Origin of the sequence: Bradyrhizobium genosp. SA-3, assembly GCF_004212635.1 — a bacterium.
Classification (GTDB): domain Bacteria; phylum Pseudomonadota; class Alphaproteobacteria; order Rhizobiales; family Xanthobacteraceae; genus Bradyrhizobium.
Genome location: NZ_PSRT01000121.1, coordinates 1 through 25,771 on the forward strand (window position 1 = coordinate 1; position 25,771 = coordinate 25,771).

General features: G+C 63.2%; 24 protein-coding genes and 2 pseudogenes. 9 read left to right on the forward strand and 17 right to left on the reverse strand.

Features of this window, described 5'->3' with window-relative positions; all coding sequences use genetic code 11:
* Positions 1 to 112: 112 nt before the first annotated feature.
* From CWO91_RS32060 to oxlT (CWO91_RS32090), 7 genes are all read right to left on the reverse strand, one after another.
* The gene (locus tag CWO91_RS32060) at positions 113 to 763 is read right to left on the reverse strand and encodes a hypothetical protein (RefSeq protein WP_091892226.1); all 651 of its coding nucleotides are present in this window, start codon (positions 761 to 763) and stop codon (positions 113 to 115) included.
* 55 nt (positions 764 to 818) lie between these two features.
* On the reverse strand, positions 819 to 1,022 hold the full coding sequence (locus tag CWO91_RS32065) for a hypothetical protein (protein ID WP_061020029.1): 204 nt from the start codon (positions 1,020 to 1,022) through the stop codon (positions 819 to 821).
* Positions 1,023 to 1,386: 364 nt separating this feature from the next.
* A complete protein-coding gene (locus tag CWO91_RS32070) occupies positions 1,387 to 2,160 on the reverse strand; it encodes a fumarylacetoacetate hydrolase family protein (RefSeq protein WP_165405866.1) in 774 nt (257 codons plus the stop codon).
* 11 nt (positions 2,161 to 2,171) lie between these two features.
* The gene (locus CWO91_RS32075; protein WP_130219459.1) at positions 2,172 to 3,191 is read right to left on the reverse strand and encodes a 2-dehydropantoate 2-reductase; all 1,020 of its coding nucleotides are present in this window, start codon (positions 3,189 to 3,191) and stop codon (positions 2,172 to 2,174) included.
* Positions 3,192 to 3,296: 105 nt separating this feature from the next.
* On the reverse strand, positions 3,297 to 3,722 hold the full coding sequence (locus CWO91_RS32080; RefSeq protein WP_091892232.1) for a CBS domain-containing protein: 426 nt from the start codon (positions 3,720 to 3,722) through the stop codon (positions 3,297 to 3,299).
* Positions 3,723 to 3,901: 179 nt separating this feature from the next.
* Complete coding sequence (gene oxlT, locus CWO91_RS32085; protein ID WP_130219461.1) at positions 3,902 to 5,224, reverse strand: oxalate/formate MFS antiporter; 1,323 nt, start codon at positions 5,222 to 5,224, stop codon at positions 3,902 to 3,904.
* 261 nt (positions 5,225 to 5,485) lie between these two features.
* A complete protein-coding gene (gene oxlT, locus CWO91_RS32090; RefSeq protein ID WP_130219462.1) occupies positions 5,486 to 6,775 on the reverse strand; it encodes an oxalate/formate MFS antiporter in 1,290 nt (429 codons plus the stop codon).
* On the opposite strand from oxlT (CWO91_RS32090), the gene CWO91_RS32095 reads away from it, so the two are divergent.
* Positions 6,765 to 6,980, forward strand: a complete 216-nt coding sequence (locus tag CWO91_RS32095) for a hypothetical protein (RefSeq protein ID WP_130219464.1) — start codon at positions 6,765 to 6,767, stop codon at positions 6,978 to 6,980. The two genes, oxlT (CWO91_RS32090) and CWO91_RS32095, sit on opposite strands and share 11 nt — an antisense overlap.
* Positions 6,981 to 7,144: 164 nt before the next feature.
* Here CWO91_RS32095 and CWO91_RS32100 read toward each other — a convergent pair whose 3' ends face one another.
* The 4 genes from CWO91_RS32100 to CWO91_RS43380 all read right to left on the reverse strand — a co-directional run bounded on the left by CWO91_RS32100 (position 7,145) and on the right by CWO91_RS43380 (position 10,931).
* Positions 7,145 to 8,704 carry a tripartite tricarboxylate transporter permease gene (locus CWO91_RS32100; RefSeq protein ID WP_130219466.1) on the reverse strand — a complete coding sequence of 520 codons (1,560 nt, stop codon included), beginning with the start codon at positions 8,702 to 8,704 and terminating at the stop codon, positions 7,145 to 7,147.
* A 41-nt stretch (positions 8,705 to 8,745) separates the two neighbouring features.
* Positions 8,746 to 9,243, reverse strand: a complete 498-nt coding sequence (locus tag CWO91_RS32105; RefSeq protein WP_130219467.1) for a tripartite tricarboxylate transporter TctB family protein — start codon at positions 9,241 to 9,243, stop codon at positions 8,746 to 8,748.
* 83 nt (positions 9,244 to 9,326) lie between these two features.
* Positions 9,327 to 10,334: a Bug family tripartite tricarboxylate transporter substrate binding protein gene (locus tag CWO91_RS32110; protein WP_130219469.1), complete on the reverse strand. Its 1,008-nt coding sequence runs from the start codon at positions 10,332 to 10,334 to the stop codon at positions 9,327 to 9,329.
* Between the two features lie 459 nt (positions 10,335 to 10,793).
* Positions 10,794 to 10,931, reverse strand: a complete 138-nt coding sequence (locus tag CWO91_RS43380) for a hypothetical protein (protein ID WP_164934547.1) — start codon at positions 10,929 to 10,931, stop codon at positions 10,794 to 10,796.
* A 358-nt stretch (positions 10,932 to 11,289) separates the two neighbouring features.
* Between CWO91_RS43380 and CWO91_RS32120 the strand changes: the two genes are divergently transcribed.
* On the forward strand, positions 11,290 to 12,630 hold the full coding sequence (locus tag CWO91_RS32120; protein ID WP_130219471.1) for an Hsp70 family protein: 1,341 nt from the start codon (positions 11,290 to 11,292) through the stop codon (positions 12,628 to 12,630).
* A gap of 217 nt (positions 12,631 to 12,847) precedes the next feature.
* On the opposite strand, the gene CWO91_RS32125 is transcribed toward CWO91_RS32120, so the two are convergent.
* Together CWO91_RS32125 and CWO91_RS32130 are read right to left on the reverse strand one after the other, a co-directional pair.
* The gene (locus CWO91_RS32125; RefSeq protein WP_128939098.1) at positions 12,848 to 13,291 is read right to left on the reverse strand and encodes an SRPBCC family protein; all 444 of its coding nucleotides are present in this window, start codon (positions 13,289 to 13,291) and stop codon (positions 12,848 to 12,850) included.
* Positions 13,292 to 13,596: 305 nt separating this feature from the next.
* Positions 13,597 to 14,286, reverse strand: coding sequence for a hypothetical protein (locus CWO91_RS32130; protein ID WP_130219473.1), 690 nt, complete (start codon positions 14,284 to 14,286; stop codon positions 13,597 to 13,599).
* 375 nt (positions 14,287 to 14,661) lie between these two features.
* Between CWO91_RS32130 and CWO91_RS32135 the strand changes: the two genes are divergently transcribed.
* The 4 genes from CWO91_RS32135 to CWO91_RS32150 all read left to right on the forward strand — a co-directional run bounded on the left by CWO91_RS32135 (position 14,662) and on the right by CWO91_RS32150 (position 17,100).
* Entirely contained in the window at positions 14,662 to 15,630 is a 969-nt protein-coding gene (locus CWO91_RS32135; RefSeq protein ID WP_130219474.1) for an alpha/beta hydrolase family protein, read from the forward strand.
* Between the two features lie 644 nt (positions 15,631 to 16,274).
* Positions 16,275 to 16,484, forward strand: a complete 210-nt coding sequence (locus CWO91_RS32140; protein ID WP_091892417.1) for a cold-shock protein — start codon at positions 16,275 to 16,277, stop codon at positions 16,482 to 16,484.
* Between the two features lie 97 nt (positions 16,485 to 16,581).
* On the forward strand, positions 16,582 to 16,824 hold the full coding sequence (locus CWO91_RS32145; protein ID WP_130219476.1) for a transcriptional regulator: 243 nt from the start codon (positions 16,582 to 16,584) through the stop codon (positions 16,822 to 16,824).
* A gap of 51 nt (positions 16,825 to 16,875) precedes the next feature.
* Positions 16,876 to 17,100: a hypothetical protein gene (locus CWO91_RS32150; protein WP_091892419.1), complete on the forward strand. Its 225-nt coding sequence runs from the start codon at positions 16,876 to 16,878 to the stop codon at positions 17,098 to 17,100.
* Positions 17,101 to 17,274: 174 nt separating this feature from the next.
* Here the strand turns inward: CWO91_RS32150 and CWO91_RS32155 are convergent, their stop codons facing one another.
* The 4 genes and pseudogenes from CWO91_RS32155 to CWO91_RS32170 all read right to left on the reverse strand — a co-directional run bounded on the left by CWO91_RS32155 (position 17,275) and on the right by CWO91_RS32170 (position 21,978).
* Positions 17,275 to 17,457, reverse strand: coding sequence for a hypothetical protein (locus CWO91_RS32155; protein WP_130219477.1), 183 nt, complete (start codon positions 17,455 to 17,457; stop codon positions 17,275 to 17,277).
* Positions 17,458 to 18,061: 604 nt separating this feature from the next.
* Positions 18,062 to 19,339, reverse strand: a complete 1,278-nt coding sequence (gene frc / locus CWO91_RS32160; protein WP_130219479.1) for a formyl-CoA transferase — start codon at positions 19,337 to 19,339, stop codon at positions 18,062 to 18,064.
* 149 nt (positions 19,340 to 19,488) lie between these two features.
* Positions 19,489 to 21,221: pseudogene (gene oxc / locus CWO91_RS45605) on the reverse strand (oxalyl-CoA decarboxylase).
* A gap of 61 nt (positions 21,222 to 21,282) precedes the next feature.
* Complete coding sequence (locus CWO91_RS32170) at positions 21,283 to 21,978, reverse strand: GntR family transcriptional regulator (RefSeq protein WP_162250091.1); 696 nt, start codon at positions 21,976 to 21,978, stop codon at positions 21,283 to 21,285.
* A gap of 349 nt (positions 21,979 to 22,327) precedes the next feature.
* On the opposite strand from CWO91_RS32170, the gene CWO91_RS32175 reads away from it, so the two are divergent.
* The 3 genes and pseudogenes from CWO91_RS32175 to CWO91_RS44690 form a co-directional block, all read left to right on the forward strand.
* Positions 22,328 to 24,457 carry an acetate--CoA ligase family protein gene (locus CWO91_RS32175; RefSeq protein WP_130219481.1) on the forward strand — a complete coding sequence of 710 codons (2,130 nt, stop codon included), beginning with the start codon at positions 22,328 to 22,330 and terminating at the stop codon, positions 24,455 to 24,457.
* A 249-nt stretch (positions 24,458 to 24,706) separates the two neighbouring features.
* Positions 24,707 to 25,540, forward strand: a complete 834-nt coding sequence (locus CWO91_RS32180) for an IclR family transcriptional regulator (RefSeq protein WP_130219482.1) — start codon at positions 24,707 to 24,709, stop codon at positions 25,538 to 25,540.
* A 104-nt stretch (positions 25,541 to 25,644) separates the two neighbouring features.
* Positions 25,645 to 25,771 (forward strand): annotated as a pseudogene (locus CWO91_RS44690) (tripartite tricarboxylate transporter substrate binding protein); the annotation flags it as partial.

A 25,771-nucleotide genomic window follows, 5' to 3' on the forward strand; every position in this document is an offset into this window, starting at 1 on the left:
CAACCAACGCCCCATACAAGCCCGGATGGAGCGAAGCGCAATCCGGGTAGGTCGTGTCACGACGCGACGCCGGTCCCGGATTTCGCTGCGCTCCATCCGGGCTACAACGGCGCTACTCCGCTGACAGCCGCACCATCTGGCGGCCGCCGTTCATTTCCTTGAGGCGGTTGACGAAGTTTTCCGGGCGCTGCCAGCGGTTGGGGACCTGCAGTCCCATGAATTCGGCGATGTCGCCGATGAAGCCGGTGCAGTTGGCGGTCTCGGCGTTCCACACCGGCGAGTTCGCCTGCAATTTCTTGATGTAGGCGAATACGCGCTTGGCGTCCGCCTCGTTCAGGTACACGCGATAGCTCGCGGTCAGATATTCCGGATCGAGATCGCCGTAGCTCGCACCGGTCTCGGAGGGCACAAAGGTGATGTGGCCTAGCACGTAAGCAAGCGTGTCGCCGGCGGGCGTGAGGCCCGCCACCTCGACGGCACGCTCGCTGGTCTTGCCGTACCAGACGAAGGCGTGGCCCCAGCTCGCGGCCGTGCGGGCACGGAAGTCGACGTAGTACGGACCTTTCTCCGCACGCGCGACGGGACGCCGCGTCGCTTGCGGCGCGGGTCGTGATGCGGTGTCGGTCGTAGCAAGCGCGTTCGCATCGGCAACGCGCTTGTTCGCTTCATGGGCCGAGGCCGAGGGCATCGTGCATGCGATCATGGCCGCGAGCGCGAAGCCCGCGAGGATGCAGGATCCGGATCGATCAGGTTTGTACGTCACGCTGTTGCCCCTCGACTCTCAGCCGCTTTACGCGAGATGCGTATCGTATTGCGCGTCAGTAACGCGCTGCGACCGGGCCGGGCGCCTTGCCGATCGGGGCCTTTCCAACCGGGCTCTTGCCAATCGGCATCTTGCCGATCGGAGCCTGCTCAGCCGGATAGACCGGCACAGGCTGGCGGCGCGGCAGATCCGCAGCGTTCGCAGCCGTCACCAGAGCAAGCGTGGCACCCAGAGCAATTACAATCTTCTTCACAGTCATACCCCTAGCAGGTTTGGTCCAAACACGGCGATGCCGTGCCCCCAGACACGCCTCACAGAAGGGCGGCCGAATGCGTCCAAGTTGCGGCGAGCGCGGGACATGTTGGCGGCATATGTCAGGCGCGCGGAGATGTGATGTGTACGGATGTTTCGGAGCTGCGTGATGGCAGTCCGTAGCCCGTAGGAAAACCCATCAGCCGCTTCGCTGAGAAGAGATGATGGGTTTCGCTATGCTCTACCCATCTTACGCCTGCCCCTGTATTTGTAGCCAGCATGAGCGAAGCGATACGCGGAAACGTTCGCGGAGAGCGTGATCCCGGATGTCGCTTCACTCATCCGGCTACGCTACGGGACGGTGCCTGCCGCTACAGCCGAAACTCGTTGGTCAGTTCGCCGATGCCGTCGATCACGACGGTCACGATGTTCACCGACTCTTTCATCACGCCGACGCCGACCGAGGTGCCGACGGCGATGAGGTCGCCGGGGAGCAGGGTCATGTCGTGGGAGATTCTGCTGACCAGCTCCTGCGCGCTGAAGATCATGTCCGAGATCGGATAGTTCTGCCGCTCCGCGCCATTGAGGATGGTGCGGACCACGACCTTGGCCGGATCAAGGCCGGTGGCGATAACGGGGCCGAACGGGCCGTAATCGTCGATGCCCTTGGCGCGGGCCCATTGCGGGAAGGTGGGGTCGCTGGTCAGGATGTCGTTGGCGGTGATGTCATTGACGCAGGTGTAGCCGAAGATGAAGCTGTCCGCTTCGCCAGGGGAGACGCGGGCGCAGGTCCTGCCGATGACGATGCCGAGCTCGCCCTCATAGGTGGTCTTGCCGTCGTAATAAGAGGGGCGGCGGATCACGGCGCCAGGCGTCGTGATGCTGGTGGTGGCTTTCAGCAGATACAGCGGCTCCGGCGGTTCGGGCTGGTTCAGCTTGGCCGCGAGCGCGTGGAAATTATTCCAAAGCGCGACGATCTTGCTGGGCACGCAGGGTGCGAGCAGCTCGACTTCCGACAGCGCCAGAACTTTGCCGGTGGCCGCATGGCGGCCGAACATCTCGCCCTCATGCACCCTGATGCCCGATGGCGTCAGGGTGCCGAAACCGGTCGCACCAGCGTGGCGGAAGCGGAGCCACTGTTTCATCTCGCCCGCCATCACGCCACCGCCAGTGCGCGAGGATCTGATGGTGTCGAGACGCCGTCATAGAGGCCGGCGATGCGGGCGCGCTGGGTCACCATCGCCAGCACCGAGTCGAGCGCAGGCGTGGCGATGCCGGTGAGGCGGCCCATCTCCTGCACCACGGTGACGAGCGGGTCGATCTCCATCGGGCGGCCGCGCTCGAGATCCTGCAGCATCGAGGTCTTGTGCGCGCCGACCTTGCGGGCGCCCTCGATGCGGCGCTCGACATCGACGCGGAATTTGACCCCGAAGGTCTCGGCGATGGCCTGCGTCTCGACCATGATCGCGCGCGACAGCGCGCGCGTCGCCGGATCGGTGCAGATCACGTCGAGCGTTGCATGGGTCAGGGCGCTGATCGGATTGAAGCAGACATTGCCCCAGAGCTTGAGCCAAATCTCGTCGCGGATGCGGTCGAGCACCGGAGCTTTGAGGCCGGCCGCGACGAAGAGATCGGCGAGGCGCTGCACGTCCGGCGTGATCTCGCCCGAGGGCTCGCCGAGCGGGAAATTGTTGCCGTAGACGTGGCGGATCACGCCGGGCGCCTCGATCTCGGTGGCGGGATAGACGATGCAGCCGATGGCGCGCTCGGCGCCGATTTCGCGCCATTGCCGGCCGCCGGGATCGATGCTCTCCAGCGTCGAGTTCTCGTATTGGCTGCCGTGCTTGTAGAAGTACCAATAGGGGATGCCGTTGACGGCGGTGACGATGCGGGTGTGAGGCCCGAGCAGCGGCTGTATCTTCTCGATCACGCCGGTGATCGAATGCGCCTTCAGCGTGATGATGATGTAATCCTGCACGCCGAGCTCGGCGGGATCGTCGGTGCAGCGCGGATGCACGGTGTGCTTCTCCTCGCCCGCGAGCAGCGTGAGGCCGCGCTCGCGCATCGCGGCAAGGTGTGCGCCGCGTGCGACCAAGCTGATATCGGCGCCCGCGCGCGCGAGCTGAACCCCGAGATAACCGCCGATCGCGCCGGCGCCGTAGATGCAGATCTTCATGAAATCCTCGCGAAGGAGCAGAAGCCGGAATTTGGGACGAAAGATCCGGTCCGGCTCGGAAGCATCCGAGCCGGGGCCGGTAGTCGCAGGGGAAGGCTTGCCGCTTTAGGCTGCTTGCGGCGTCGAGTTGGTGGCCTCGTCAACGGCAGCGGCAATGTCGCGCATGCTGATGACCGAGACGAGGCTGTAATCGTCGATCACCGGCAAATGGCGGATGTGATGACGGTTCATCAGGTGCCGGACATGCTCGATCGTGTCCGACGAGGTGCAGGACACGAGCTGCTGTACCGAGACCAGCTGCGAGACCTTGACGTTGACGGCAGCCGCACCGTGCTCGGCGACGGCGCGCACCACGTCACGCTCGGTGAACATGCCGACCGCGGTGTTGCCTTCGGAGCGGACCACGTCCTTCACCACCAGCGCGCTGATGTTGTTGGCGCGCATCAGCTTGGCGGCGATACCCACCGTTTCGTTCATTCGCACCGTGACAACGCGCGGCGTCTTCTTGCGCAGAATGTCTCCGACCAGCATTGCAACCTCCCTGGGTGAATGACAAGGGGAAGTGTGGTATACATAATGCCAATCGTCAAGCGCTGGATTTGGCTGATCCGAAAAATCTTGCGGCAGCAATGCTGACGTTTGCCGCGTGCCAAAAACAAAGGGGCGCATCGCTGCGCCCCTTCTCAAGCCCTGCAAAGCGTGTTGGTGGCTTACGCCGTCTCGGTCTTGGCGTTGCCGGTTGCGGTGTCAGCGCTCTCGGCTTCCTTGCCGAGGATGAAGGAGCGGCGCAGCGGCTTGATCACGAACAGCGCCATCAGCGCCGCCGTTGCGTTCAGCGCCACCGCCACCACGAATACGGCCTTCCAGCCGTAGGCAGTCGAGATCACGCTCGCGAGCGGGACGAGCAGGGATGCCGTGCCCTTGGCGGTGTAGAGCATGCCGTTGTTGGTGGTCGCGAACTTCGAGCCGAAGGTGTCGCCGCAGGTCGCGGGGAATAGCGAGTAGATCTCGCCGAACACGCCGAAATAGATCGCGGTAGCGAGCACGAAGACGACGGGCACGTGGCCATAGGCCGACAGCGCCAGCAGCATCACCGCCGCCGTGCCGAAGGCGATGAACATGGTGGGCTCGCGGCCGATGGTGTCGGAGACCCAGCCGAAGAAGGGACGTCCGAACCCGTCGAAGATGCGGTCGAGCGAGATCGCGAAGGTCAGTGCCGCCATCTGGAAGCCGGCGAGGGTGACCGGCGTGTCGGCGATCTTGAAGTCGTGCGCGATTGGCGCGATCTGCGCCGCGGTCATCAGGCCACCGGAAGCGACCATGACGAAGACGAGATACATCACCCAGAAAATAGGGGTCCGCAGCACCTGCGGCGGGGTGAAGTCGATCTTGGTCTGGGGCAAATTGAGCTGCTTCTTCTTCGGCGGGATCGAGATCCGCGGCGGCTGGATGAAGAAGGCGAGCACGAACACGATCAGGCCCTGGCCGATGCCGAAGGTGAGGAACGCGTGCTGATAACCGCTCGATACGATCATGCTCGCGATCGGCACGATGGTGAGCGCGGCACCGGCGCCGAAGCCGGCGGCGGTCGCACCCGCTGCAAGACCGCGGCGATCGGGAAACCATTTCAGCGCGTTGCCGACGCAGGTGCCGTACACCGCGCCCGCGCCCATGCCGCCGATGATCGCGGCGGCGTAGAGCAGGGTGAGGCTATCGGCGTAGGAGTTGAGAATCCACGAGAGCGCGATCATCGCGCCGCCGAACATGACCACGATGCGCGGACCGTATTTGTCGACGAACCAGGCTTCGACCGGCACCAGCCAGGTCTCGGTGACCACGAAGATGGTGAAAGCGAGCTGGATCGCGGCGCGCCCCCAATGGTGGGCTGCATCGATCGGATCGACGAATAGCGTCCAGCCGTATTGCAGATTGGCGATCATCGCCATGCAGACGATGCCCATGACGAGCTGGAGCCAACGGAAGCCGGTGCGAAGAGGCGCGGCCGTGACGGCGCCGTCCGAGCTGGAAATCATCAAGAACCTCCCAACGCGCCTGATTGGCTGCGGCACAGGATTGCAAGATGACCTGATGTCGCAAATGTTGTGGCTTATCGTCGCAAGCGCGGCGCGGAGCTTGGTATACCATATTCCAGATTGCAAGCCTTATCTTGGCTCCCCGTTCAACAAAATGCGCGGGCTCCAGCCGTTCTCCAGGAATCGCAGGGTCTTCACGCCAAACGAAAACGCCCGGCCGTGAGGCCGGGCGTCATGCTCAGTGCACTGTGGTGGAGCGGGTCAGACGGTCGATTTCGCGACCACGACCTTGCGCCAGGGCTTGAGCAGCGCGATCGCCAGCAGCGAAGCCAGGACGTTGGCGCCTGCCGCGATGATGAACACGCTGTCCCAGGTGCCCGACGATTGCTGCATGTAGTTGGCGATCGGCACCAGCAGCGCGGCGGTGCCCTTCGCGGTGTAGAGCAGGCCGGCATTGGTGGTCGCGAACTTGGCGCCGAACGTGTCGGTGCAGGTCGAGGGGAACAGCGAGTAGATCTCACCCCAGGCGAAGAACACGAAGCCCGAGAGCAGCACGAACCAGATCGGATCGTGGCCCCAGAGGTAGAGCATCCAGATGCCGATCCCTTCCATGCCGAAGGCGATGAACATCGTGTTCTCGCGGCCGATCATGTCGGAGATCCAGCCGAAGAACGGACGCGTCAGGCCGTTGAGCACGCGGTCGATCGTCGCCGCGAAGGTCACCGCCGTCATCGTCACCGCCATCAGCGTGACCGGCACGTTGTCGACCTTCCAGTCGGCCGCGATCGGCTTCAGGTTCGCGGTCACCATGAGGCCGCCGGCGCCGACGATCACGAACATGAAGTACATCAGCCAGAAGATCGGCTGACGCAGCACCTCGGTCGGCTGGTAGTTGCGCCGGGACTGGAGCAGCGCCGCATTGGCCACGACGTTCGGCACCTGGCCCGATTTCGGCGCCAGCAGGAAGAAGGCGAGGATGCAGATGATGATGCCTTGCCCCAGGCCGAAATAGAGGAAGGTGGTCTGGAAGCCGCTGTCCTTGATCATGGCCTGGATCGGCGCGACGGTCAGCGCAGAGCCTGCACCGAAGCCTGCGGCCGTGATGCCCGCGGCAAGACCGCGCTTGTCCGGAAACCACTTCAGCGCGTTGCCGACGCAGGTGCCGTAGACGCCGCCGGCGCCGATGCCCGCGATGATCATGCCGAGATAGTAGCCGTTGAGCGTTGTCGCCTGCGCGTTGATCGCCCAGCCGATGGCACAGAGCACGCCGCCGACCAGCACCACGATACGCGGGCCGTATTTATCGACGAACCATCCTTCGACCGGCACGAGCCAGGTCTCGAACAAAACGAACAGGGTGAAGGCCCATTGGATCGAGGCGCGATCCCAGCCGAACTTCTTCTGGATGTCGGGGACGAAGAACGTCCAGCCGTATTGATAGTTGGCGATCATCACCATCGCGCCTACGCCGATGGCCAATTGCGCCCAGCGATAAGCATCGCTGACGCGCGCGGCACTTGGAGCCGCTGTTGACTGCACCATGTCCGTCATTAAAACCCTCCCGAACGCGCCGATCATTTTTATGCATGCGCTGCCCGCATCCTGGTATTCATTATGCCAAGATTCAAGCGAGGGACTGAGGGTGCGGCGAAATATCGCGGGAGTCGTTCACATGCGCGATGGCGGAGGAATTGTAAAGCCCAAACCGCTGCGGCGTAACCGCGACGGCGGCGACCGGGTCAATTCAACAGATTGATTCCGTGAGAGATTTTCGTATTTGCGCAAAGCCGCAAAGAACTGCCCGCAAACCCGCTCCGCTCGGACTTTTAGGCTGCCGGAGGGGGGCGTGCGCCGCCCGCGCGGCCCGAGGCGCGGGCGTTCGGTGACCGCCTATTTCCTGGAATTCCTTATTCCAGAAGCCTAGTGCGGAGAGATTCGGCCTTCGCTTTTCGTCGGCGCGGATTGCGCCGGCGGCGCGCCTCGCGCCACCGACGTGCGCAGGCGGCTGTAGCCTTCCTGGATCGCGGACCAGAACAGGGCGACCAGACCGAGCGCCATGATCGTGCTGACGAGGCCGTTGGAGAAGAACACGCCGAGCGAGCCCTGCGATCCCAGCAGCGATTGGCGGAAGGCTTCCTCCGCCTTGTCGCCGAGCACGATGGCGAGCACCAGCGGCGCGAGCGGGTAGTTGCACTTCTTCAGGAGATAGCCGAGCACGCCGAACACCACCATCAGCATCACGTCGAAGGTGCTGTTGTGCACGGAATAAGCGCCGATCGCACAGAGCACCAGGATGAGCGGCGCGATGATGCCGAAGGGCACGCGGAGGATCGCGGCGAAGATCGGCACGCAGGTGAGCACGACGATGAGGCCGGCGAGATTGCCGAGATACATCGACGCGATCAGGCCCCAGACGAATTCCTTCTGCTCAACGAACAGCATGGGGCCCGGCTGCAAGCCCCAGATCAACAATCCGCCAAGCAGGACGGCGGCAGTCGGGGAGCCCGGCACCCCGAGCGACAGCATCGGCAGCAGCGCCGAGGTGCCCGCGGCATGTGCGGCCGTCTCCGGCGCGATCACGCCCTCGATCTCGCCCTTGCCGAAATTGTTGCCGCGCCGCGCCAGGCGCTTGGCGATGCCATAGCTCATGAAGGATGCCGGCGTTGCGCCGGCGGGCGTGATGCCCATCCAGCACCCGATCAGGCAGGAGCGCAGCGAGGTCATCCAGTAGGAGGGTAATTCCCGCCAGGTCTGAAGCACGACCCGAAGGTTGATGGTCGCATTGCCGCCGCGGAAAGCCAGCCCTTCCTCCATGGTCAGCAGGATCTCGCCAATACCGAACAGGCCGATCACGGCGATCAGGAAGTCGAATCCGTTGAGCAGTTCGGTGACGCCGAAGGTCAGCCGCAACTGTCCCGTGATCGAGTCGAGGCCGACCGCCGCGAGCGCAAAGCCCATCATCATCGCCGCGATGGTCTTGAACGGCGGCTCCTTGCTGAGGCCGACGAAGCTGCAGAAGGCGAGGAAGTACACCGCGAACTTCTCCGCCGGACCAAATCGCAGCGCAAAGCCAGCGACGAGCGGCGCAACCAGCGTGATCATGATGACGGCAAACAATGCGCCCACGAAGGAGGAGGTGAAGGCGGCGGTCAGGGCTTCGCCGGGTTTGCCCTGTTGCGCCATCGGATAGCCGTCGAAGGTAGTCGCCACGGACCAGGGCTCGCCGGGTATGTTGAACAGGATCGAGGTGATGGCGCCGCCGAACAATGCGCCCCAATAGATGCAGGACAGCATGATGATCGCCGATGTCGGCGGCATGCTGAAGGTCAGGGGAAGGAGGATCGCCACGCCGTTGGCGCCGCCGAGTCCCGGAAGCACGCCGATGATGACACCGAGCGTGATGCCGATGATCATCAGCATGATGTTGTAAGGCTGCAGGGCGACCGCGAAGCCGTGGAACAAATTGGCCAACTCTTCCATATCGATATGTCCTGCAGCAATAACGGATGGCGGCGCGGCTCTTACAGACCGAGCCATTCCTCGAACGGACCCTTAGGCAGCGGGACCAGGAACCAGCGCTCGAAAACAAGATAGGTCAGAACCGGCATGCCGATGGCCACTGCGATGGTCGTCAGCCAGCGATAGCCGCCGAGCCAGCGCATGAACCAGGCGATGAAGACCATCGAGGCGACGTAGAGGCCGATGAACGGCATCGAGCCGACATAGATCGCGGTGGGCACGACGACGCTCGTGACCTGGCGAAGCTGTCCCCATGTTGCGAACAGCCGGCCGTCGCCGTCGCGTCGAGCGCTCCAGAGGTTGATGGCGCTTGCGCCGACGATGGCCGTGCCGACATAGAAGGGGAAGAAGCCGGCACGCGGGCCCTCCGCGCCCCAGTTGATGCCGGCCTTCAGGCTGCCGAAGATCACGACCAGGCCAAAGATGCCGATCAGCAGCGCCATACCGATTTCCAGCGTCTTGTGTGCGGGGCCGGATTCGGATCCGGATTGTTCAGTCATGGGACCTCCAGGCGGACGCAGTCTTTCGCGGTTGCGGCAGACGGAGGACGACCAGCGTCCTTAGCTGCCGTCGATGTCGCGGCTCAGTTTCCCGATGCGAGGAAGCCGGCGTCCTTCATCAAGCCTTGGTGGCGCTTCTCCTCGGCCTCGACCCACTTCGCGTATTCGGCTCCGGTCAGGAATGTCGTGTTGAAGGCGCCGTTCTTCATGAAATCCTGCCATTCCGGCGTGGCGCGGACCTTCTTGAACAGCTCGACATAGTATTCGATCTGATCCTTCGTGGCCTTCGGCGACGTGAAGATGCCGCGCAGCATCAGATATTCCATCGCGAGGCCCTGCGACTTGCAGGTCGGAATATCCTTCCAGGCCTTGCCGTCGGCGATCGGCTCGTCATAGGCCATCGGCCGAGCGTCGAAAACGCAGAGCGGACGGAGCTTGCCGCCGCGCCATTGCGCGACCGCCTCAATCGGATTGTTGACGGTCGAATCGACGTGATTGCCGACGAGCTGAACGGCGACTTCGCCGCCGCCCTTGTAGGGGATGTAGGTGAACTTCGAGTCGATCGCCTTTTCGATGCCGACCGTGATGATCTGGTCTTCCTGCTTGGAGCCGGTGCCGCCCATCTTGAATGAGCCGGGCGGCGCCTTCTTCACGGCGTCGACGTAGTCCTTGACGGTGTTGTACGGCTTTTCGGCATTCACCCAGAGCACGAATTCATCGAGCGCCAGCATCGCCACCGGGCTCAAATCCTTCCAGTTGAATGGAATCCCCGTTGCCAGCGGTGTCGTGAACAGGTTCGACAGCGTGATGATGATCTTGTGAGGATTGCCCGACGACGTCTTCACATCCAGGAAGCCTTCGCCGCCTGCGCCGCCGGCCTTGTTGATGACGACCAGCGGCTGCTTCATCAGATTGTGCTTGGTGACGATGCCCTGGATGGTGCGTGCCATCTGATCGGCGCCGCCGCCGGTGCCCGCGGGCACGATGAACTCGACCGGACGGACCGGCTCCCAGGCAGCACGGCTTGCGGTGCTGTTGGCGCACGACATCGCGACTGCCGCCAAAGCGACATTCAGAACGAATGGCTTCATGTTTCTCTCCCTGTCGAACATCGAACGCAGCCGCTCTTTGTCGGTTTGCGTCAGCCCATCTCGGTCACATGCCTGGGGTCACCTTTGCGGTCGATCTCCCATGGCAGTCCCGATAGAAACTCTATGAGCAGGGACAAAGCGCCGCATCCGCTCCTTTCGGCTAAGGCTCCGCCAGGGTTCGCGGCACGCGTCTTCCCCGGCCGTTCCCGTCCCGCGTTATGTTTTCACGATTACACCTTTGATTGTGCAATCGTTCCTGGTTCCCGAATGGTATGCGAGATGCCAGCGGACGAACAATTGGATCGGCGGGTTACGTCGGTGGACCAATCGTCGCAGATGCGGTCGCGAGCGGGGCGAGGACGCAAAAAGAAAATGGCCCCGACATGCGGGGCCATTTGATCAAACGCAGCGTCTGCGGGGTTTGCCAGCCCGCCGTTCGGCAGGCGGGCAAGGCCTTCTTTACAGGCCGAAACGCGGCAGGTCGCCGTTGTGATTCGAGATCTCGGCGCTCGCCATCAGGAGGCTGTCGATCGCGGCCATCAGGCGGGCGAACAGCGAGGAGGAGGGGGCGAGAGCAACGGAAGCGGTCTTGGACATCGGAAATCCCTTTCTTGAGAACAGTCAGTCTTGCTGCCTCATTTCGAAAGGCAATCTATGTATACCAGATGCCAGTGTCCATGCTCTTGTTTGCATAGCAGCACGCGATCTCTCGCATTGCAGCATGATGCCGGGTTAACGGGTCGTTTCCGGACATAAAGTTGCTCGTGCACATGGATGGCGGGTCTATTCATCCCCGAAAGACGGGAAAAGCGGGCTGAAACGTCCGGCTGGAAGCGGAAATCTCGCAAACAATCGACGCCGGCCTCCGGCCGCACTGCAGCGGGCAAGCCCTTGGCACGGCCATGCAAAGCGGCTAGTGGTCCGCCCCCTTATCCAATCAACTGTCAGAGTGTTCATGTCGAGCGCCTCGCCCGCCGTCTCGATCGGCATCGATTTTGGGACCAGCAATACGGTCGTCGCGCTCGCGGCGGATGATCGCCGGGTCGAGGCCATCCGCTTCGACCATGGCGGACAGCGCCACAGTGTCTACGTGTCCGCGCTATGCTTCTGGGAGGACCGGCCGGGAGCCGGCGCCCAGGCCGAGGGCGGGCCGTGGGCGATCGAGCAGTTTCTCGAAGGACGCCACGTCTACCGCTTCCTCCAGTCGTTCAAGACGTTTGCGGCGAGCAGCAGCTTCAACACCACCCAGGTGTTCCGGCAGCGCTACAAGTTCGAGGATATTCTGGCGGCGTTCCTGCGGACGCTGGCGCGCCACGGCGGGGACCGGTTTGGCTTCGAGGCCGCAAACATCACGGTCGGCCGCCCCGTCCGCTTTGCCGGCGGCAATCCCGACGAGGCGCTGGCGATGCAGCGCTACCAGGCCGCGTTCGACCGCCTCGGCGCCGGCCACGCCCGCTACGTCTACGAGCCCGTGGGCGCGGCGTTCTCCTTCGCCCGCCGGCTGGAGCGCGATGCCACTGTGCTGGTCGCGGATTTCGGCGGCGGCACCAGCGATTTCTCCGTGATGCGTTTTTTGCGTGCGGGCGGCAGCCTTCGCGCCGAGCCGCTGGGACACGCCGGCATCGGCATCGCCGGCGACACGTTCGATTACCGCATCGTCGACCATGTCGTCTCGCCGCGCCTCGGCAAGGGCTCCAGCTTCCGCTCGTTCGACAAGGTTCTGCCGGTCCCGAGCGGCCACTACACCAACCTCGCGCGCTGGCATCAACTCGCGATGATGAAGAGCAACGGCGATTTGCGCGAGCTTCGCGAGCTTGCGCGCACCGCGCTGAAGCCAGAACTGCTCGAGGATTTCATCACCATCGTCGATCTCGACCTCGGCTTTGCGCTGTACCGCGCGGTATCCGACGCCAAGGTGGCGCTGTCGGCGCAGGACCAGGTGGACTTCCGCTTCAGGGGCGGCGGGGTCGACATCGGCGCGACCATCACACGGAAGAATTTCGAATCCTGGATCGCCGACGACATCGCCCGGTTGGGAGCCACCGTCGACAAGGTGCTGGGCGAGGCCCGCATCACCGCGCGCGAGGTGGAGAAGGTGTTCTTGACCGGCGGCACGTCCTTCGTGCCCGCCGTCCGAAAGCTGTTCGCCGAGCGGTTCGGCAACGAACGGCTGATGTCGGGCGACCAGTTCGAGTCGATCGCGTACGGGCTGGCGCTGATCGGACATAGTCCTGACCCACACCGCTGGACGGCCGATGGTGGACTTGCGCCGACGGCGGGCGCGAAAGCCCGATGAGACCGGGTTGATTGCGCGCCCCGTTTGCGAACAGGGCTAACATTTGACGACCGTTTCTGCTGCCCATCCTTCGAGACGCCCGCCTTTGGCGGGCCCTCAGGATGAGGACGAAGCGTGTGGCCGCAGTTTCAACGGGCACCGATGCCGCTTAGCCTCATCCTGAGGAGACCGCGGAGCGGTCGTCTCGAAGGACGAGGCGCGCGCTCCGCTTGGGCCGCTATTGATTGATCTCGGGCTCGACGAGCCGTGCCAGGTTGCGCAGCGATTCCTGCCAGCCGAGATAACAGGCCTCCGGCGGAATGACGTCGGGGATGCCGGCCTGCGTGATGTCGAGCTCGGTGCCGACCGAGACCTTCTTCAAGATCACGGTCACCTCGATCAGGCCCGGCAAATTGGGATCGTCGAACTTGTCGGTGTAGCGGATGCGTTCGCCGGGCACGAGCTCGACATATTCACCGCCGAACGAATGGCCGTTGCCGGTGGTGAAATTCCGGAACGACATCTTGAACGTGCCCCCGACCTTGGGCTCGAAATGATGCACGGTGCAGGTGAAGCCGTTGGGCGGAAGCCATTTCGCCATCGCATCGGCCTCCAGGAAGGCGCGATAGACTTTCTCCGGGCTGGTGGCCAGGACGCGGTGCAGGCGGATCGTGCTGGGCATGATTGTTATCCTCAGTGATTGATGGGCCCGAGTTCGGCGTCTATGGCCCATTCATGTCACGAGGACGACGGGGAAGCTGCCGATCCGACACGGCCTTGCAGATTTTTTGTTGGGAGCGCCGGTGGCTGCGATGGCCCGCGCGCCGGCCCGGCCAATCAGGCCTGGCGTGTCTTGTCCGCCTTGGTCTTCGATGCCAGCACCGGAAGGACATCCCGCGCAAAGGCTGACCGTTGGGAAAGGCGGACATCCTCAGGCTCGAGCGTTTCGTTCGTGCGACGACCTGAGGCCGGCGCAGCGGCGATCGATCAGGTCGCCACCACGTCCTGTGGCGTCATCGTGAACGCCAATCTGTAGTGGCCGATAGTCGGGTTGGCCTGTGCGCCTGCCGCATGAAGCACCGAGGTCGCGAACTGCGCGATCACGGCGCGCTGGACCACATCGGGATCGTAGCCGGACACCAGCACGATCCAGTCGGCAGCACCGTCCTTGCCGCGGATCTGTTGCTCGGTGGTGGGCGAGCTCGTCCGCGGCGTATCGGTCACGAGGAGATGTGCGCCGGTCAGGCCCGGCTGCTGTGCCAGTGTGCGGAGCATCTGCGAGAGGCCGGTCTGCAACCCCGCTTCCCGTCCCGTCGCCGGCGACAGCCTGATGGTGGCGAGCGAGTTCGCAACGCCGCCGCCAAAGCTCGCCACAACGCGGCACTGGCTGCGCACCATGCCGAGATGATGCGGCATCATTTTCGTCGACCATGGCGTCGGCGCATTGAGGCGGTCGAGATACCCGCTGGAGGTGAGCACCTCATATTGCTCCAGCTCGTACAGCACGAAGAAGCCTTCGCCGTCCTCGGCGCTGGTCCATCGCGAACCGCGCCGGAAGCCGGGAATGCTCATACGCTCCGGAAAATGTTCGTGCGAATGCCAGTCGCCGAACTCGGCGCGCTGCTCCGGGCGGACGCTCCACCACATCGCGACGGCGGCCTTGCCGAGCAGTGACATGCTGTCCTCCGTTCCTTCGCAGGACTATCACATATGAAGAGGCGCGGCGGACAGCCTGCCCGTAGCCCATCCTTCGAGACGCCCGCCTACGGCGGCCCTCAGGATGGGGACGGCAACGATGCCGCTTAGCCTCATCCTGAGGAGGCCGCCACCGGGTCCGCGCAAAGCGCGGCCCGATGACAGGCTCCGCGGTCGTCTCGAAGGACGAGGCGCGCGCTCGGGCCGCTCAAAATGCCATATGCGATTGCCCTAACTCCTTTCAGGCACTTTGCCTCAACGTCAATGCTGGCGGCAAGGTGCGGCGCTTAACGAGCTGAAGCCACAATTCCGCTATCGTTCCTCGTTCAACTCCTGCGCGAAATCAGGGGGCTTCCGTTGCGCAACACGCTTTGGGCTTTCGTCGTCACGCTCTGTTGTCTTGGCTCGCCCGCACAGGCCGCAGGCATTCAGCTGCTCGAGTCCGATCCGGCGCTGTCGGGCGCGATCTGGTATCCGTGCGCGGCGGAGCCGACCCATGTGGCGCTTGGCAGGCTTTCAGTCGGCGCTGATTTCGACCTGAAGGGTGTCAAGGATTGTCCCGTCACAGGTACGAAGCTCCCGCTCATCATCTTCTCGCACGGTCGTGGCGGATTTTTCGGTCAGCATCACGACACCGCGGAGGCGCTGGCCGATGCCGGTTTCGTCGTCGCAGCCATCAACCATCCCGGTGACTCCGCCAATGACTCTTCGCGGCGGGACACCTTGTCCGTCTGGGGATCGCGCCCGGCTGACATGGTGCGCCTGCTCGATTTTCTGCTGCGCGACTGGAAGGACAGGGCGGTAATCGATCCCGCCAAGGTCGGCTTCTTCGGCTTTTCGCTCGGCGGCTCTACCGGCCTCGTGTTGATGGGGACCAAGCCGGATTTCGCGAGGGTCGCCAGCCTCTGCAAGGAAACGACCGGCGCTTGCGCACAGCTTCACAGTGGTGAGACGCCGCCCGACCCGACACAGGATGCGCGTATCCGCGCTGCCGTCATCGTTGATCCCGCGCCGGCTGTTTTCACGAGGGAGAATCTCGCCCTGGTCAAGATGCCTTTCCAGTTCTGGCGATCGCAGTTCGGCGGTCCCGGCGTCGGCGACGGTTCGGGCACGGCGCGCGTCGCGGAGGGGCTGCCTGGCAAGCCTGACGTTCACGTCGTGCCGGCCGGGCACTTTGCATTTCTCGCGCCTTGCTCGGCAGAGCTTGCAGCGGCAGTCCCACGCATCTGCGCCGACGTGCCCGCGGGATTTGACCGCGCAACATTTCATCGCGAGTTCAACGCGACCTTAGTGAAGTTCTTTCGCAAGCAGTTTGGAGAGCGTTGAGCGTTATGATCGGGACGATGGGCATCGTCAGGGCAGTAACGCCTAACAAGCCCATCGGGCCGCTCATCATGAAATTGCTTGAAGACTCCATGCCTCGAAAGCAGTCGATCGAGCGCTCGTCGTATTCGACGCTGGAACCGTTAGACAATTTTCCCAGGTGGATAGCGTTCTTTTTGGCTGGCGGGCGGCAAGCCTGGACGGCCGCGGAGATAGTGTTTCAAGAACAATGCCGTCCGGCAAGAACGACTTGAGTGAGAAATCCTGATCATTGCAGCGACAATTGCTGTCGTTCTCCGATCATTCAGGGGCTGGATTGCGGCTTCCGTTGCGCAACACGCTTTTGGCTCTTGGTCGTTGCGCGCTCACGGTGCGGCGGCCGAAAGCTTGTACCCGCGGTTCCCTATTGGTGCTGCGCCAGCGCGAGTCCTCGAACGCGTGAAACTTTCGCCAGAGTCGGAGCGTGCAATTATATCCGGCCAGAGCCTTGTAAGTGACCATGACGGGGTATACGTTGTGTCTGTTCGTTCAGCCGCTGTGCCTTGTTGAATGCGCCCGCGGGCTCCTTTTCCAGAGACATCGACGAAATGAATTTTTTCTGCGTGACGATCACGCGGAACGTGCGCGTATGCGTTTTGGAGAAGAACATGACGACAGGTACTGTGAAGTGGTTCAACGGCCAAAAGGGCTTCGGATTCATTCAACCCGACGACGGCGGCAATGATGTATTCGTTCACGTCAGCGCGGTCGAGCGGGCTGGTCTTGCGGGTCTCGCCGAGGGCCAAAAGGTCAACTTCGAGCTCAAGACCGACAAGATGCGGGGCAAGGTCAGCGCAGAGAATCTCTCGCTGGCCTAAAGGCCCTGGCGCCGTTTCACGGATGTACTGAAACGGCCACGCTACCCGCTCGATCCCCGGATTGAGCGGGTTTTGTCCGTTGTCGAGTAGGTGAATAATGAGGGCCAAGAGATCGGCTGAACCGTCGCCCGAAGCTATTGCGCGGTCCAATCGTCAACGTTTGGCCGCTGAAGAAGGCGCGCGAGCCATGGCGGATGCCGAAAAGCAGGCCGTCGACGTTCGCAAGAACATGGCGCGGCTTCGAGAGCTGCGCGAAGCCAAGGAGGCGGCCGAGGCGGTCCTTCAAGCATCGTTGCCGGCGCCTGCAAAGGCCAAGCGCAACAAGAAGCTGCCGCGATAGTCGACTCCATAGTGCCGACGACATCTGGAGAGGACCGGTCACATGCAAAGGATGCGGGTCATGCCTCGAGTTAAATCGGACAGCGGTGGCACCATCACTTTCTTTCTCGCGCTTGGCGCGGGCCGGCAGATGTGCCGACTGGCCACCACGTTTCAGACGCAGAAGCAGGCCTTCAGCTATCTTCAGAAATATCGGACGGAGTTCGAGCGCATCGCGCGGACGCGGCTCGCTTCGGGAGAGCTCGAAGACGGGGTCGTCGTGCTCTCGATGCTCTAAAGCGTGATGAGATGGGAATCGTCGTCGCGCTTTAGGTTATTGTTCAAGCATGATCTCTTTGGAGAACCGCTTCACGCTTTGCACTAACGCGGCCCTTCGGGTCCGGATCATGCTCCAGCGTCAGGCGTCCGTTCCGATGCAGCTCGTCCAGTGGAGAGCTGGTCCACAACGCTGCTATTCGGAGTGGCTCTTGCGCTTGGCCTCGCGGGCCAATCGCTCCGCTTTCAGTCGTTCGCGATTCTCGTGGAAGGATTGCTGGTCCTTCGCATAGTCAGTCATCGGTTTTTGGGTTTTGATAGGCTTGAACGCCTTGTTGGCTTCGCGCTTTGCGCGATCAGAGGATTGATCTCTCAACATTTTGACCTCGATTTGATCAACAAGCGTGGTCCGGACGGCAGCTGAATGCCACGTCTCCGGCGCCTACGCTGACGGGGATAGACACCCTGCGGGCGAGACGGCGGCCAAGTCTTCAGCGTTGGACAGATCTCATGCGAGGCGCGCAGTCACTCGCTGGAAGGAGGCGCGCCCGCACTTCCGAGAGCGCACCGGTCAGGAGAATAACCGTGGGTCATCGTATCGGTTCCTCCAGGCCAACCTTAATTCAACGTCGGCTGGTCGAACATTCTCCGGGGTTCAACGCCAGACGGTGCAGCTGCTCGGCGAAGCGTTCTGGACATTCGCAGTGTCGTTTCAGACGATGGCAAACGGCGGGTGAAGGGCGCAAGCGCTTTGCCGACCCTGATATCCGTATCTTTGGACGATGGCACAATACCCCTGTTTTGCCCGACGCGTCAAAGGGAATTTCGCAAAATCAGCAATCCCTTTTAGCTCAAGGAGTTAGCTACTGTGCATGGGGTTGTTTTTCGACTTTTTAGTTGGGGGCCGGTGATGGCAGGTGTTCTCATGCAAAAAGGGCCGCCTCGACAGGCGGCCCTTTTGTCTCGCGTCAGAGCGCTTCCACTTATTCAGCGGCCTGCTTCTGCGGCGGATCGAGGGCGCCGGACTTGTGGATATCGGCGACCTGGTGATCGCTGAAGCCGAGCACCGAGCGAAGGATCTCGTCGGTGTGCTCGCCGAGCAGCGGGGAGCGCTGCACGTCGCTCGGGCTATCCGACAGCTTGATCGGGTTGCCGACCGAGATGTACTTGCCGCGGGTCGGGTGGTCGACCTCGACCACGGTGCCAGTCGCGCGCAGCGACTGGTCCTCGGCGATCTCCTTCATCGACAGGATCGGGCCGCAGGGGATGTCGTCCTTGTTCAGGATCTCCATCGCCTCGAACTTGGTCTTGGTCATCGTCCACTGTTCGATGCGCGCGAAAATCTCGTTGAGGCGCGGCAGGCGGGCCGCCGGCTTGGCGTAGTTCGGATCGGTCTTCCAGGTGGGTTCGCCGATCACGTCGCAGATCTTCTCCCAGACCGGGGCCTGGGTGATGAAGTAGATGTAGGCGTTGGGATCGGTCTCCCAGCCCTTGCACTTCAGGATGCGGCCGGGCTGGCCACCGCCGGAATCGTTGCCGGCGCGCGGCACGGCATCACCGAACGGAATGCCTTCGCCGAACTGGCTGTATTCCCTAAGCGGGCCGTGGGCGAGGCGCTGCTGGTCGCGCAGCTTGACGCGGGCGAGATTGAGCACGCCGTCCTGCATTGCGGCAGTGACGCGCTGGCCCTTGCCCGAATGCGTGCGCTGATAGAGCGCCGTGACGATGCCGAGCGCCAGATGCAGGCCGGTGCCGGAATCGCCGATCTGGGCGCCGGTGACGAGCGGCAGACCGTCGCGGAAGCCGGTGGTGGAGGCGGCGCCGCCGGTGCACTGCGCGACGTTCTCATAGACCTTGCAGTCTTCGTAGGGGCCGGGGCCGAAGCCCTTGATCGAGGCGACGATCATCTTCGGGTTGATCGCCTGGATCTTCTCCCAGGGGAAGCCCATGCGGTCGAGCACGCCGGGGCCGAAGTTTTCCACCAGCACGTCGCACTTCTTGATCAGCTCGGTGAGGACTTCCTTGCCCTTGGGGTTCTTGGTGTCGAGCGTGATCGAGCGCTTGTTGTGGTTGAGCATGGTGAAATACAGGCTGTCCACGTTCGGGATGTCCTGCAGCTGACCGCGGGTGATGTCACCCACGCCCGGACGTTCCACCTTGATCACGTCGGCGCCGAACCAGGCCAGCAACTGCGTGCAGGTCGGCCCGGACTGGACGTGGGTGAAGTCGAGAATGCGAACGCCCTTGAGCGCTTTAGTCATCGTATTGCTCCTGTTACCACTCTGTTTCCGTCATGCCCGCGAAGGCGGGCATCCAGTATTCGCTGTCGTTTCGGTTGGGCTCAGTGCTCGCCACAATGGATGGTCCGGCGAATACTGCATTCCCCGCCTGGGCGGGGAATGACCCGGAGTTACTTCTTCTTCTGCAGAACGCTCTGCGGATTGAGGTTGCCGATGCGGCCGCTCTCCGAGCCTGCGGCCGGATCGATCACTGCGTTGATGAGCGTCGGCTTGCCGGAGGTCATCGCCTCGTTGACCGCGCTCTTGAGTTCATCCGGCGAGGTCGCGTTCACGCCGACGCCGCCGAAGGCTTCCATCATCTTGTCGTAGCGCGCGCCCTTGACGAACACCGTCGTGGCCGGATCCGAGTTGGCGCCGTTGACGTCGGTGCCGCGATAGATGCCGTCATTGTTGAAGATGACGACGCAGATCGGCAGGTTGTAGCGGCAGATGGTCTCGACCTCCATGCCGGAGAAGCCGAACGCGCTGTCGCCTTCCACTGCGAGCACGGGATGACCAGTCTCGAGTGCGGCCGCGATCGCCTGGCCCATGCCGATGCCCATCACGCCCCAGGTGCCGACGTCGAGACGCTTGCGCGGGCGGTACATGTCGATGACGCCGCGGGCGAGGTCGAGCGTGTTGGCGCCCTCGTTGACGAGGATCGCCTCGGGATGATCCTTGATGACATTCTTCAGCACGCCGAGCGCGCCGTGATAATCCATCGGCGACTTGTTGTTCATGAGCTTCGGCGCCATCTTGGCGACGTTCTCTTCGCGTTTGGACGAGATCGCCTTGGTCCATTCGGCGGGCGGGGCGGTCCAGCCCGCGCCCATCGCCTGGTTGAAGGCGGAGACGACCGAGCCGATGTCGCCGACGACGGGCGCGACGATCTCGACGTTGGAGTCCATTTCCTTCGGCTCGATGTCGACCTGGATGAACTTCTTCGGCGCTTCGCCCCAGCTCTTGCCCTTGCCGTGCGAGAGCAGCCAGTTCAGCCGCGCGCCGATCAGCATGACGACGTCGGACTCCTTCAGCACCGTCGAACGGGCGCGCCGGCGCATTGCGGATGCGTGTCGGGAAGCAGGCCCTTGGCCATGCTCATGGGCAGGAACGGCACGCCGCTCTTCTCGACGAAGCTCTTGATCTCTTCATCGGCCTGCGCGTAGGCCGCGCCCTTGCCGAGGATGATGAGCGGACGCTTGGCGCTCTTCAGCACGTCGAGCGCGCGCTTCACCGAAGCGGGCGAGGGGATCTGCGCGGGCGCAGCGTCGATCACCTTGACCAGCGACTTCTGGCCGGCATCGGCGTTCATCACCTGGCCGAACAGTTTTGCCGGCAGGTCGAGATAGACGCCGCCCGGACGGCCCGAGACCGCAGCGCGGATGGCGCGGGCGAAACCGATGCCGATGTCCTGGGCGTGCAGCACGCGATAGGCCGCCTTGCACAGCGGCTTTGCGATTGCGAGCTGGTCCATTTCCTCGTAGTCGCCCTGCTGGAGGTCGACGATCTCGCGCTCGGACGACCCCGAGATCAGGATCATCGGGTAGCAGTTGGTGGTGGCATGCGCGAGCGCGGTAAGACCGTTGAGGAAACCCGGGGCGGAGACCGTGAGGCACACGCCGGGCTTCTTGGTGAGGTAGCCGGCGATGCCTGCGGCGTAACCGGCGTTCTGCTCGTGGCGGAAGGAGATCACGCGAATACCGGCGGCCTGCGCCATGCGGCCCAAATCCGTGATCGGGATGCCCGGCACATTATAGATGGTGTTGATGCCGTTCAGCTTGAGTGCGTCGATGACGAGATGGAAGCCATCCGTCAGTTCCTGCTCGGTGCCCGGTGCTTCGGACTTGGTCGCGGTATTCAGCATGGGCCTTGTCTCCCTGGTCTCAAGTAGTGGGGCGAGTTGTTCGCCCTTCTGGTGAAGGTTGCTAAGTGAATAGTTCCTGGCCATGCGCTTCGACATAAGCGGCAAGGCCAAGGGTGTGGTCGCGGGCGCGCTTCTCGGCGAGCTCGGTGTCGCGTGCTTCCAGCGCCTCGATGATGCCGAGATGCTCGGGCAGGGAGGTCGCGGTGCGATCCTTGCGGCCGATGGTCAGCTGGCGGTAGCCGCGCACGTGCAGCAACAGGTCGTTGGTGAGATCGACCAGCACCGGGGATTCCGACAACGAGATCAGCGCCTGATGGAAGGCGATGTTGGCGCGCGAATATTCCTCGACGTGATCCTCGGGCAGGCGATCCTTGCCGAAGTCCTTGAAGAAGTCGCGCAGCGCCGTGATGTCTTTCTTGCGTGCGGTGGTGGTGATGAGGCGAGCGGCCATGCTCTCCAGCGCCGCCCAGGCGCGGATCATGTCGACGATCTCGCTCTTGGTCCTGCGCACCACCATGATGCCGCGGCGCGGCACCGTCTTCACGAATCCGTCCTGCTCGAGCATCGCGATCGCTTCGCGGATCGGGGTGCGGCTGACGCCCAGCCGTTCGGACAGCGCGCGCTCGTCGAGCATCACCGGCTCGGGCGTCGAGTAGATGTCCATCTTGAGGATGGCTTCCTTCAAGGCGTCATACGCCTTGTTCTTGAAGCTGCTCTCCGGGGCAATACGAACGATTGCGATGTCTGCCTCGGCCATGTTCGGCAACGCCTTGGTTGGTTTCCGTTGTGACACGACGAATCTCCTCCAGTGGGAGTCGTCTTTTACAGGAATATTTACGGGAAAGTTTTTGGCATACCACATGCCAGAATGTCAAGCTGGCTATTTTTTGCGGCGTTCTAAGCTGTGCACTGGCTTGACAAGTTGGCTTCTGGCATACCAAATGCCATCGCCAGCCATTTTTGATCCAAGCCGGCGGAGTAGTCTCAGGGCTTATGCCACTCCGTTCCGCCGCATGGAACAGAGCGCGGTGAATGGCAGGCATCACGGGCAGCCGCTAACCACGCGCGCTTTGCAAAGAACGAACTGAGGTCAAGGGAGAAGCCAAATGTCCAATTCCAAAGATGCTGTCCGCAAGGTGCTTGACCAGGTCAAGGCGGACAACCGCACCAGCCTGACGGCGCCGGAAGGCAAGCTGGTCTGCGACGCCTACGGCATTCCGGTGCCGAAGGAGGGCGTGGCCAAGTCGGCGGGCGAGGCCGGCAAGATGGCCTCCGCGATGGGCTTCCCGGTGGTGATGAAGATCGTCTCGCCTGACATTCTCCACAAGACCGAAGCCGGCGGCGTCATCGTCGGCCTCAAGACGGTTGAGGAGGCCGAAAAGGCCTACGAGTCCATTCTCGGCAACGCCAAGAAATACAAGTCCGATGCCAAGATCGAGGGCGTCCAGGTGCAGCAGATGCTGGCCGGCGGGACCGAAGTCATCGTCGGCTCGATCACCGACGGCTCGTTCGGCAAGCTGGTCGCCTTCGGCCTCGGCGGCGTGCTGGTCGAAGTCTTGAAGGACATCACCTTCCGCCTTGCGCCCGCGACCAAGGAAGACGCGCTGTCGATGCTCGACGGCATCCAGGCGCATGAGATCCTGAAGGGTGTCCGCGGCAGCGAGCCGGTGAACCGCACGGCGCTCGCCGACGTCATCGTCAAGGTCTCGCAGCTCGTCACCGATTTCCCTGAAATCGTCGAGCTCGACCTCAACCCTGTTTTCGCGACCCCGAAGGGCGCAACCGCCGCCGACGTCCGCATCGTCGTCGACTTCGCCTACGTTCCCAAGCCGAAGCCGCGCCCGACCGAAGAGATCGTCGCGGCGATGAACCGCATCATGCAGCCGAAGGCCGTCGCCGTGATCGGCGCCTCCGCCGAGGACGGCAAGATCGGCAACTCCGTGATGAAGAACCTCATCAATGGCGGCTACAAGGGCGAGATCATTCCGATCCATCCCAAGGCCGCCGAGATACTTGGCTACAAGGCCTACAAGAGCGTCAAGGACGTGCCGGGCGTGATCGACGTCGCGGTGTTCGCGATCCCCGCGAAATTCGTCGCCGCAGCGCTGACCGAATGCGGCGAGAAGAAAATCCCCGGCGCGGTGCTGATCCCGTCGGGCTTTGCGGAAGCCGGCGCGCCCGAGCTCCAGGCCGAGATCGTCGAGGTCGGCAAGAAGTACGACATCCGCCTGATGGGGCCGAACATCTACGGCTTCTATTACACGCCGGCCAATCTCTGCGCGACCTTCTGCACCGCCTATGACGTCAAGGGCCACGCGGCGCTGTCGTCGCAGTCGGGCGGCATCGGCATGGCCATCATCGGCTTCTCGCGCTCGGCCAAGATGGGTGTCTCGGCGATCGTCGGCCTCGGCAACAAGTCCGATATCGACGAAGACGATCTGCTCGCCTTCTTCGAGCAGGACCCGAACACCAATTTGATCGCGCAGCACTGCGAGGACCTCAAGGACGGCCGCGCCTTCGCGGAAGCCGCAAAACGCGTCTCCAAGAAGAAGCCGGTCGTCGTGCTCAAGGCCGGCCGCACCTCGGCCGGCGCGAAGGCGGCGTCCTCGCACACCGGCGCGCTCGCCGGCAACGACCGGATCTACGAGGACGTGTTCAAGCAGTCCGGCGTGATCCGCGCGCGCAGCTTGCGCCAGTTGCTCGAATTCGCCCGTGGCGTGCCGGTGCTGCCGACGCCGAAGGGCGAGAACGTGCTCATCATCACCGGCGCGGGCGGCTCGGGCGTGCTGCTGTCGGACTCCTGCGTCGACAACGGCCTGTCGCTGATGTCGATGCCGCCGGACCTCGATGCGGCGTTCCGCAAGTTCATCCCGCCGTTCGGCGCGGCCGGAAATCCTGTGGATATCACCGGCGGCGAGCCGCCGATCACCTATGTCAACACGGTCAAGCTCGGCCTGTCGGATGAACGCATCCACGCGCTGATCCTTGGCTATTGGCACACCATCGTCACCCCGCCGATGGTGTTCGCCCGCAACATGGTCGAGGTGAAGAAGGAGATGGAAGCCAAGGGTTTTGTGAAGCCCATGGTCGCCTCTCTCGCCGGCGACGTCGAGGTCGAGGAAGCCGCCGAATATCTCTACCAGCACGGCATTCCGGCCTATGCCTATTCGACCGAGCTGCCGGTCGAGGTGTTGGGTGCCAAGTACAAGTGGGCGCGCGGGGCAGGGCTGCTCTGAGAGGACTAACAATAGATGCCACTCCGGAATCTCCGGGGTGGCGTTCTCCTCCTGCTGAGTGAGGCGAGCTTGACTGGTCGCCGCGTCGGAGGTGCCGAACCTCTCCCATAGGGAGAGGTCGGCGCGAAGCGCCGGGTGAGGGGTTCCGCGCCATCGGTGGACCTGAGACCCTCACCCGATTTGCTGCGCGAATCGACCTCTCCCCGATGGGGAGAGGTGAACGGAGATCGCGGGCGGAGGCAGGTCGCGATGAGCAAGAACGTGATCCGGCGCAAATCGCTCGAAACACGATCGGCATCGGAGGCCGACCGCGACGGTGGCGTGCAGTCCGTTGACCGCGCGCTGTCGATCCTCGAAACGCTGGCCGAGGACGACGAAGGCTATCGCCTCAGCGATCTCGCGATCCGTACCGGTCTGTCGGCCTCGACCGTGCACCGCCTGCTGGCGACGCTGGAAAGTCGCCGCTTCGTGCAGTTCGACCGCGCCGAATCCAAATGGCATGTCGGCGTGCGCAGCTTCACGGTCGGCGCGAGCTTCGCGCGGCGGCGTAATTTCTCCACGCAGGCGATTCCTTACTTGCGCAAGCTGCGCGATCTCACCCGTGAGACCGCCAATCTCGCCGTCGTCGACGACGAGTTCATCATCGTGCTCACTCGGATGGAGAGCCGCGAGATCATGCGCTCGCTGACCCAGGTCGGCGGCCGCGTCCCCATGGTGACCTCCGGCGTGGGCAAGGCGGTGCTTGCGACCTATTCCGACGAGGACGTCGGCGCCGTCATCCGCCACCACGGCATGCCCCGCCTGACCGAGAAGTCGATCGTGCGGCCGAGCGACCTGTTTAGAGAGCTCGAAAAGATCCGCAAGCAGGGCTACGCGCTCGACGATGAAGAGGCCTGCATGGGCCTGCGCTGTGTTGCCGCAGTCGTCTACAATGACTGCGCCGAGCCGCTCGCAGCGATTTCGGTCTCCGGCATGACCAGTCGGCTGACCGACCAGAGGTTGCCGGAAATCGGGCAAATCGTGCGGGATGTCGCCGCCGAACTGACGACTGCGCTCGGCGGGGTGGTCCCGACGCCCCGCTAACGGGACCACCGGGGGATGTCACTGGACAGCATCGGCCGTTTTGGCTGATATGCGACCAAACGACACAATGCGGCAAACGTCCGCACGAGCCTGGAGATGCCCCCATGTTTCACTTTCCCGCGCGCCTTGTCGGCGCAGCCGTCGCGCTGACCCTCGCGGCAGCCAATCCGGCTTTTGCCCAGCAGCTCGAGCTCAAGCTGATGGCGCCGGCGGCACCGGGCGGGGGCTGGG

Excerpts from the sequence above, each read along its gene's own strand:
- CWO91_RS32105 (WP_130219467.1), bottom strand. The coding sequence starts at position 9,243 with ATGACTGAACAATCCGGATCCGAATCCGGCCCCGCACACAAGACGCTG.
- CWO91_RS32145 (WP_130219476.1), top strand. The coding sequence starts at position 16,582 with ATGAGGGCCAAGAGATCGGCTGAACCGTCGCCCGAAGCTATTGCGCGG.
- CWO91_RS32130 (WP_130219473.1), bottom strand. The coding sequence starts at position 14,286 with ATGTCACTGCTCGGCAAGGCCGCCGTCGCGATGTGGTGGAGCGTCCGC.
- CWO91_RS32140 (WP_091892417.1), top strand. The coding sequence starts at position 16,275 with ATGACGACAGGTACTGTGAAGTGGTTCAACGGCCAAAAGGGCTTCGGA.
- CWO91_RS32070 (WP_165405866.1), bottom strand. The coding sequence starts at position 2,160 with ATGAAACAGTGGCTCCGCTTCCGCCACGCTGGTGCGACCGGTTTCGGC.
- CWO91_RS32150 (WP_091892419.1), top strand. The coding sequence starts at position 16,876 with ATGCGGGTCATGCCTCGAGTTAAATCGGACAGCGGTGGCACCATCACT.
- CWO91_RS32100 (WP_130219466.1), bottom strand. The coding sequence starts at position 8,704 with ATGGAAGAGTTGGCCAATTTGTTCCACGGCTTCGCGGTCGCCCTGCAG.
- oxlT (WP_130219461.1), bottom strand. The coding sequence starts at position 5,224 with ATGATTTCCAGCTCGGACGGCGCCGTCACGGCCGCGCCTCTTCGCACC.
- oxlT (WP_130219462.1), bottom strand. The coding sequence starts at position 6,775 with ATGACGGACATGGTGCAGTCAACAGCGGCTCCAAGTGCCGCGCGCGTC.
- CWO91_RS32155 (WP_130219477.1), bottom strand. The coding sequence starts at position 17,457 with ATGTTGAGAGATCAATCCTCTGATCGCGCAAAGCGCGAAGCCAACAAG.
- CWO91_RS32170 (WP_162250091.1), bottom strand. The coding sequence starts at position 21,978 with ATGGCCGAGGCAGACATCGCAATCGTTCGTATTGCCCCGGAGAGCAGC.
- CWO91_RS32095 (WP_130219464.1), top strand. The coding sequence starts at position 6,765 with ATGTCCGTCATTAAAACCCTCCCGAACGCGCCGATCATTTTTATGCAT.
- CWO91_RS32120 (WP_130219471.1), top strand. The coding sequence starts at position 11,290 with ATGTCGAGCGCCTCGCCCGCCGTCTCGATCGGCATCGATTTTGGGACC.
- CWO91_RS32110 (WP_130219469.1), bottom strand. The coding sequence starts at position 10,334 with ATGAAGCCATTCGTTCTGAATGTCGCTTTGGCGGCAGTCGCGATGTCG.
- CWO91_RS32175 (WP_130219481.1), top strand. The coding sequence starts at position 22,328 with ATGTCCAATTCCAAAGATGCTGTCCGCAAGGTGCTTGACCAGGTCAAG.
- CWO91_RS32080 (WP_091892232.1), bottom strand. The coding sequence starts at position 3,722 with ATGCTGGTCGGAGACATTCTGCGCAAGAAGACGCCGCGCGTTGTCACG.
- CWO91_RS32065 (WP_061020029.1), bottom strand. The coding sequence starts at position 1,022 with ATGACTGTGAAGAAGATTGTAATTGCTCTGGGTGCCACGCTTGCTCTG.
- CWO91_RS43380 (WP_164934547.1), bottom strand. The coding sequence starts at position 10,931 with ATGTCCAAGACCGCTTCCGTTGCTCTCGCCCCCTCCTCCTCGCTGTTC.
- frc (WP_130219479.1), bottom strand. The coding sequence starts at position 19,339 with ATGACTAAAGCGCTCAAGGGCGTTCGCATTCTCGACTTCACCCACGTC.
- CWO91_RS32125 (WP_128939098.1), bottom strand. The coding sequence starts at position 13,291 with ATGCCCAGCACGATCCGCCTGCACCGCGTCCTGGCCACCAGCCCGGAG.
- CWO91_RS32180 (WP_130219482.1), top strand. The coding sequence starts at position 24,707 with ATGAGCAAGAACGTGATCCGGCGCAAATCGCTCGAAACACGATCGGCA.
- CWO91_RS32075 (WP_130219459.1), bottom strand. The coding sequence starts at position 3,191 with ATGAAGATCTGCATCTACGGCGCCGGCGCGATCGGCGGTTATCTCGGG.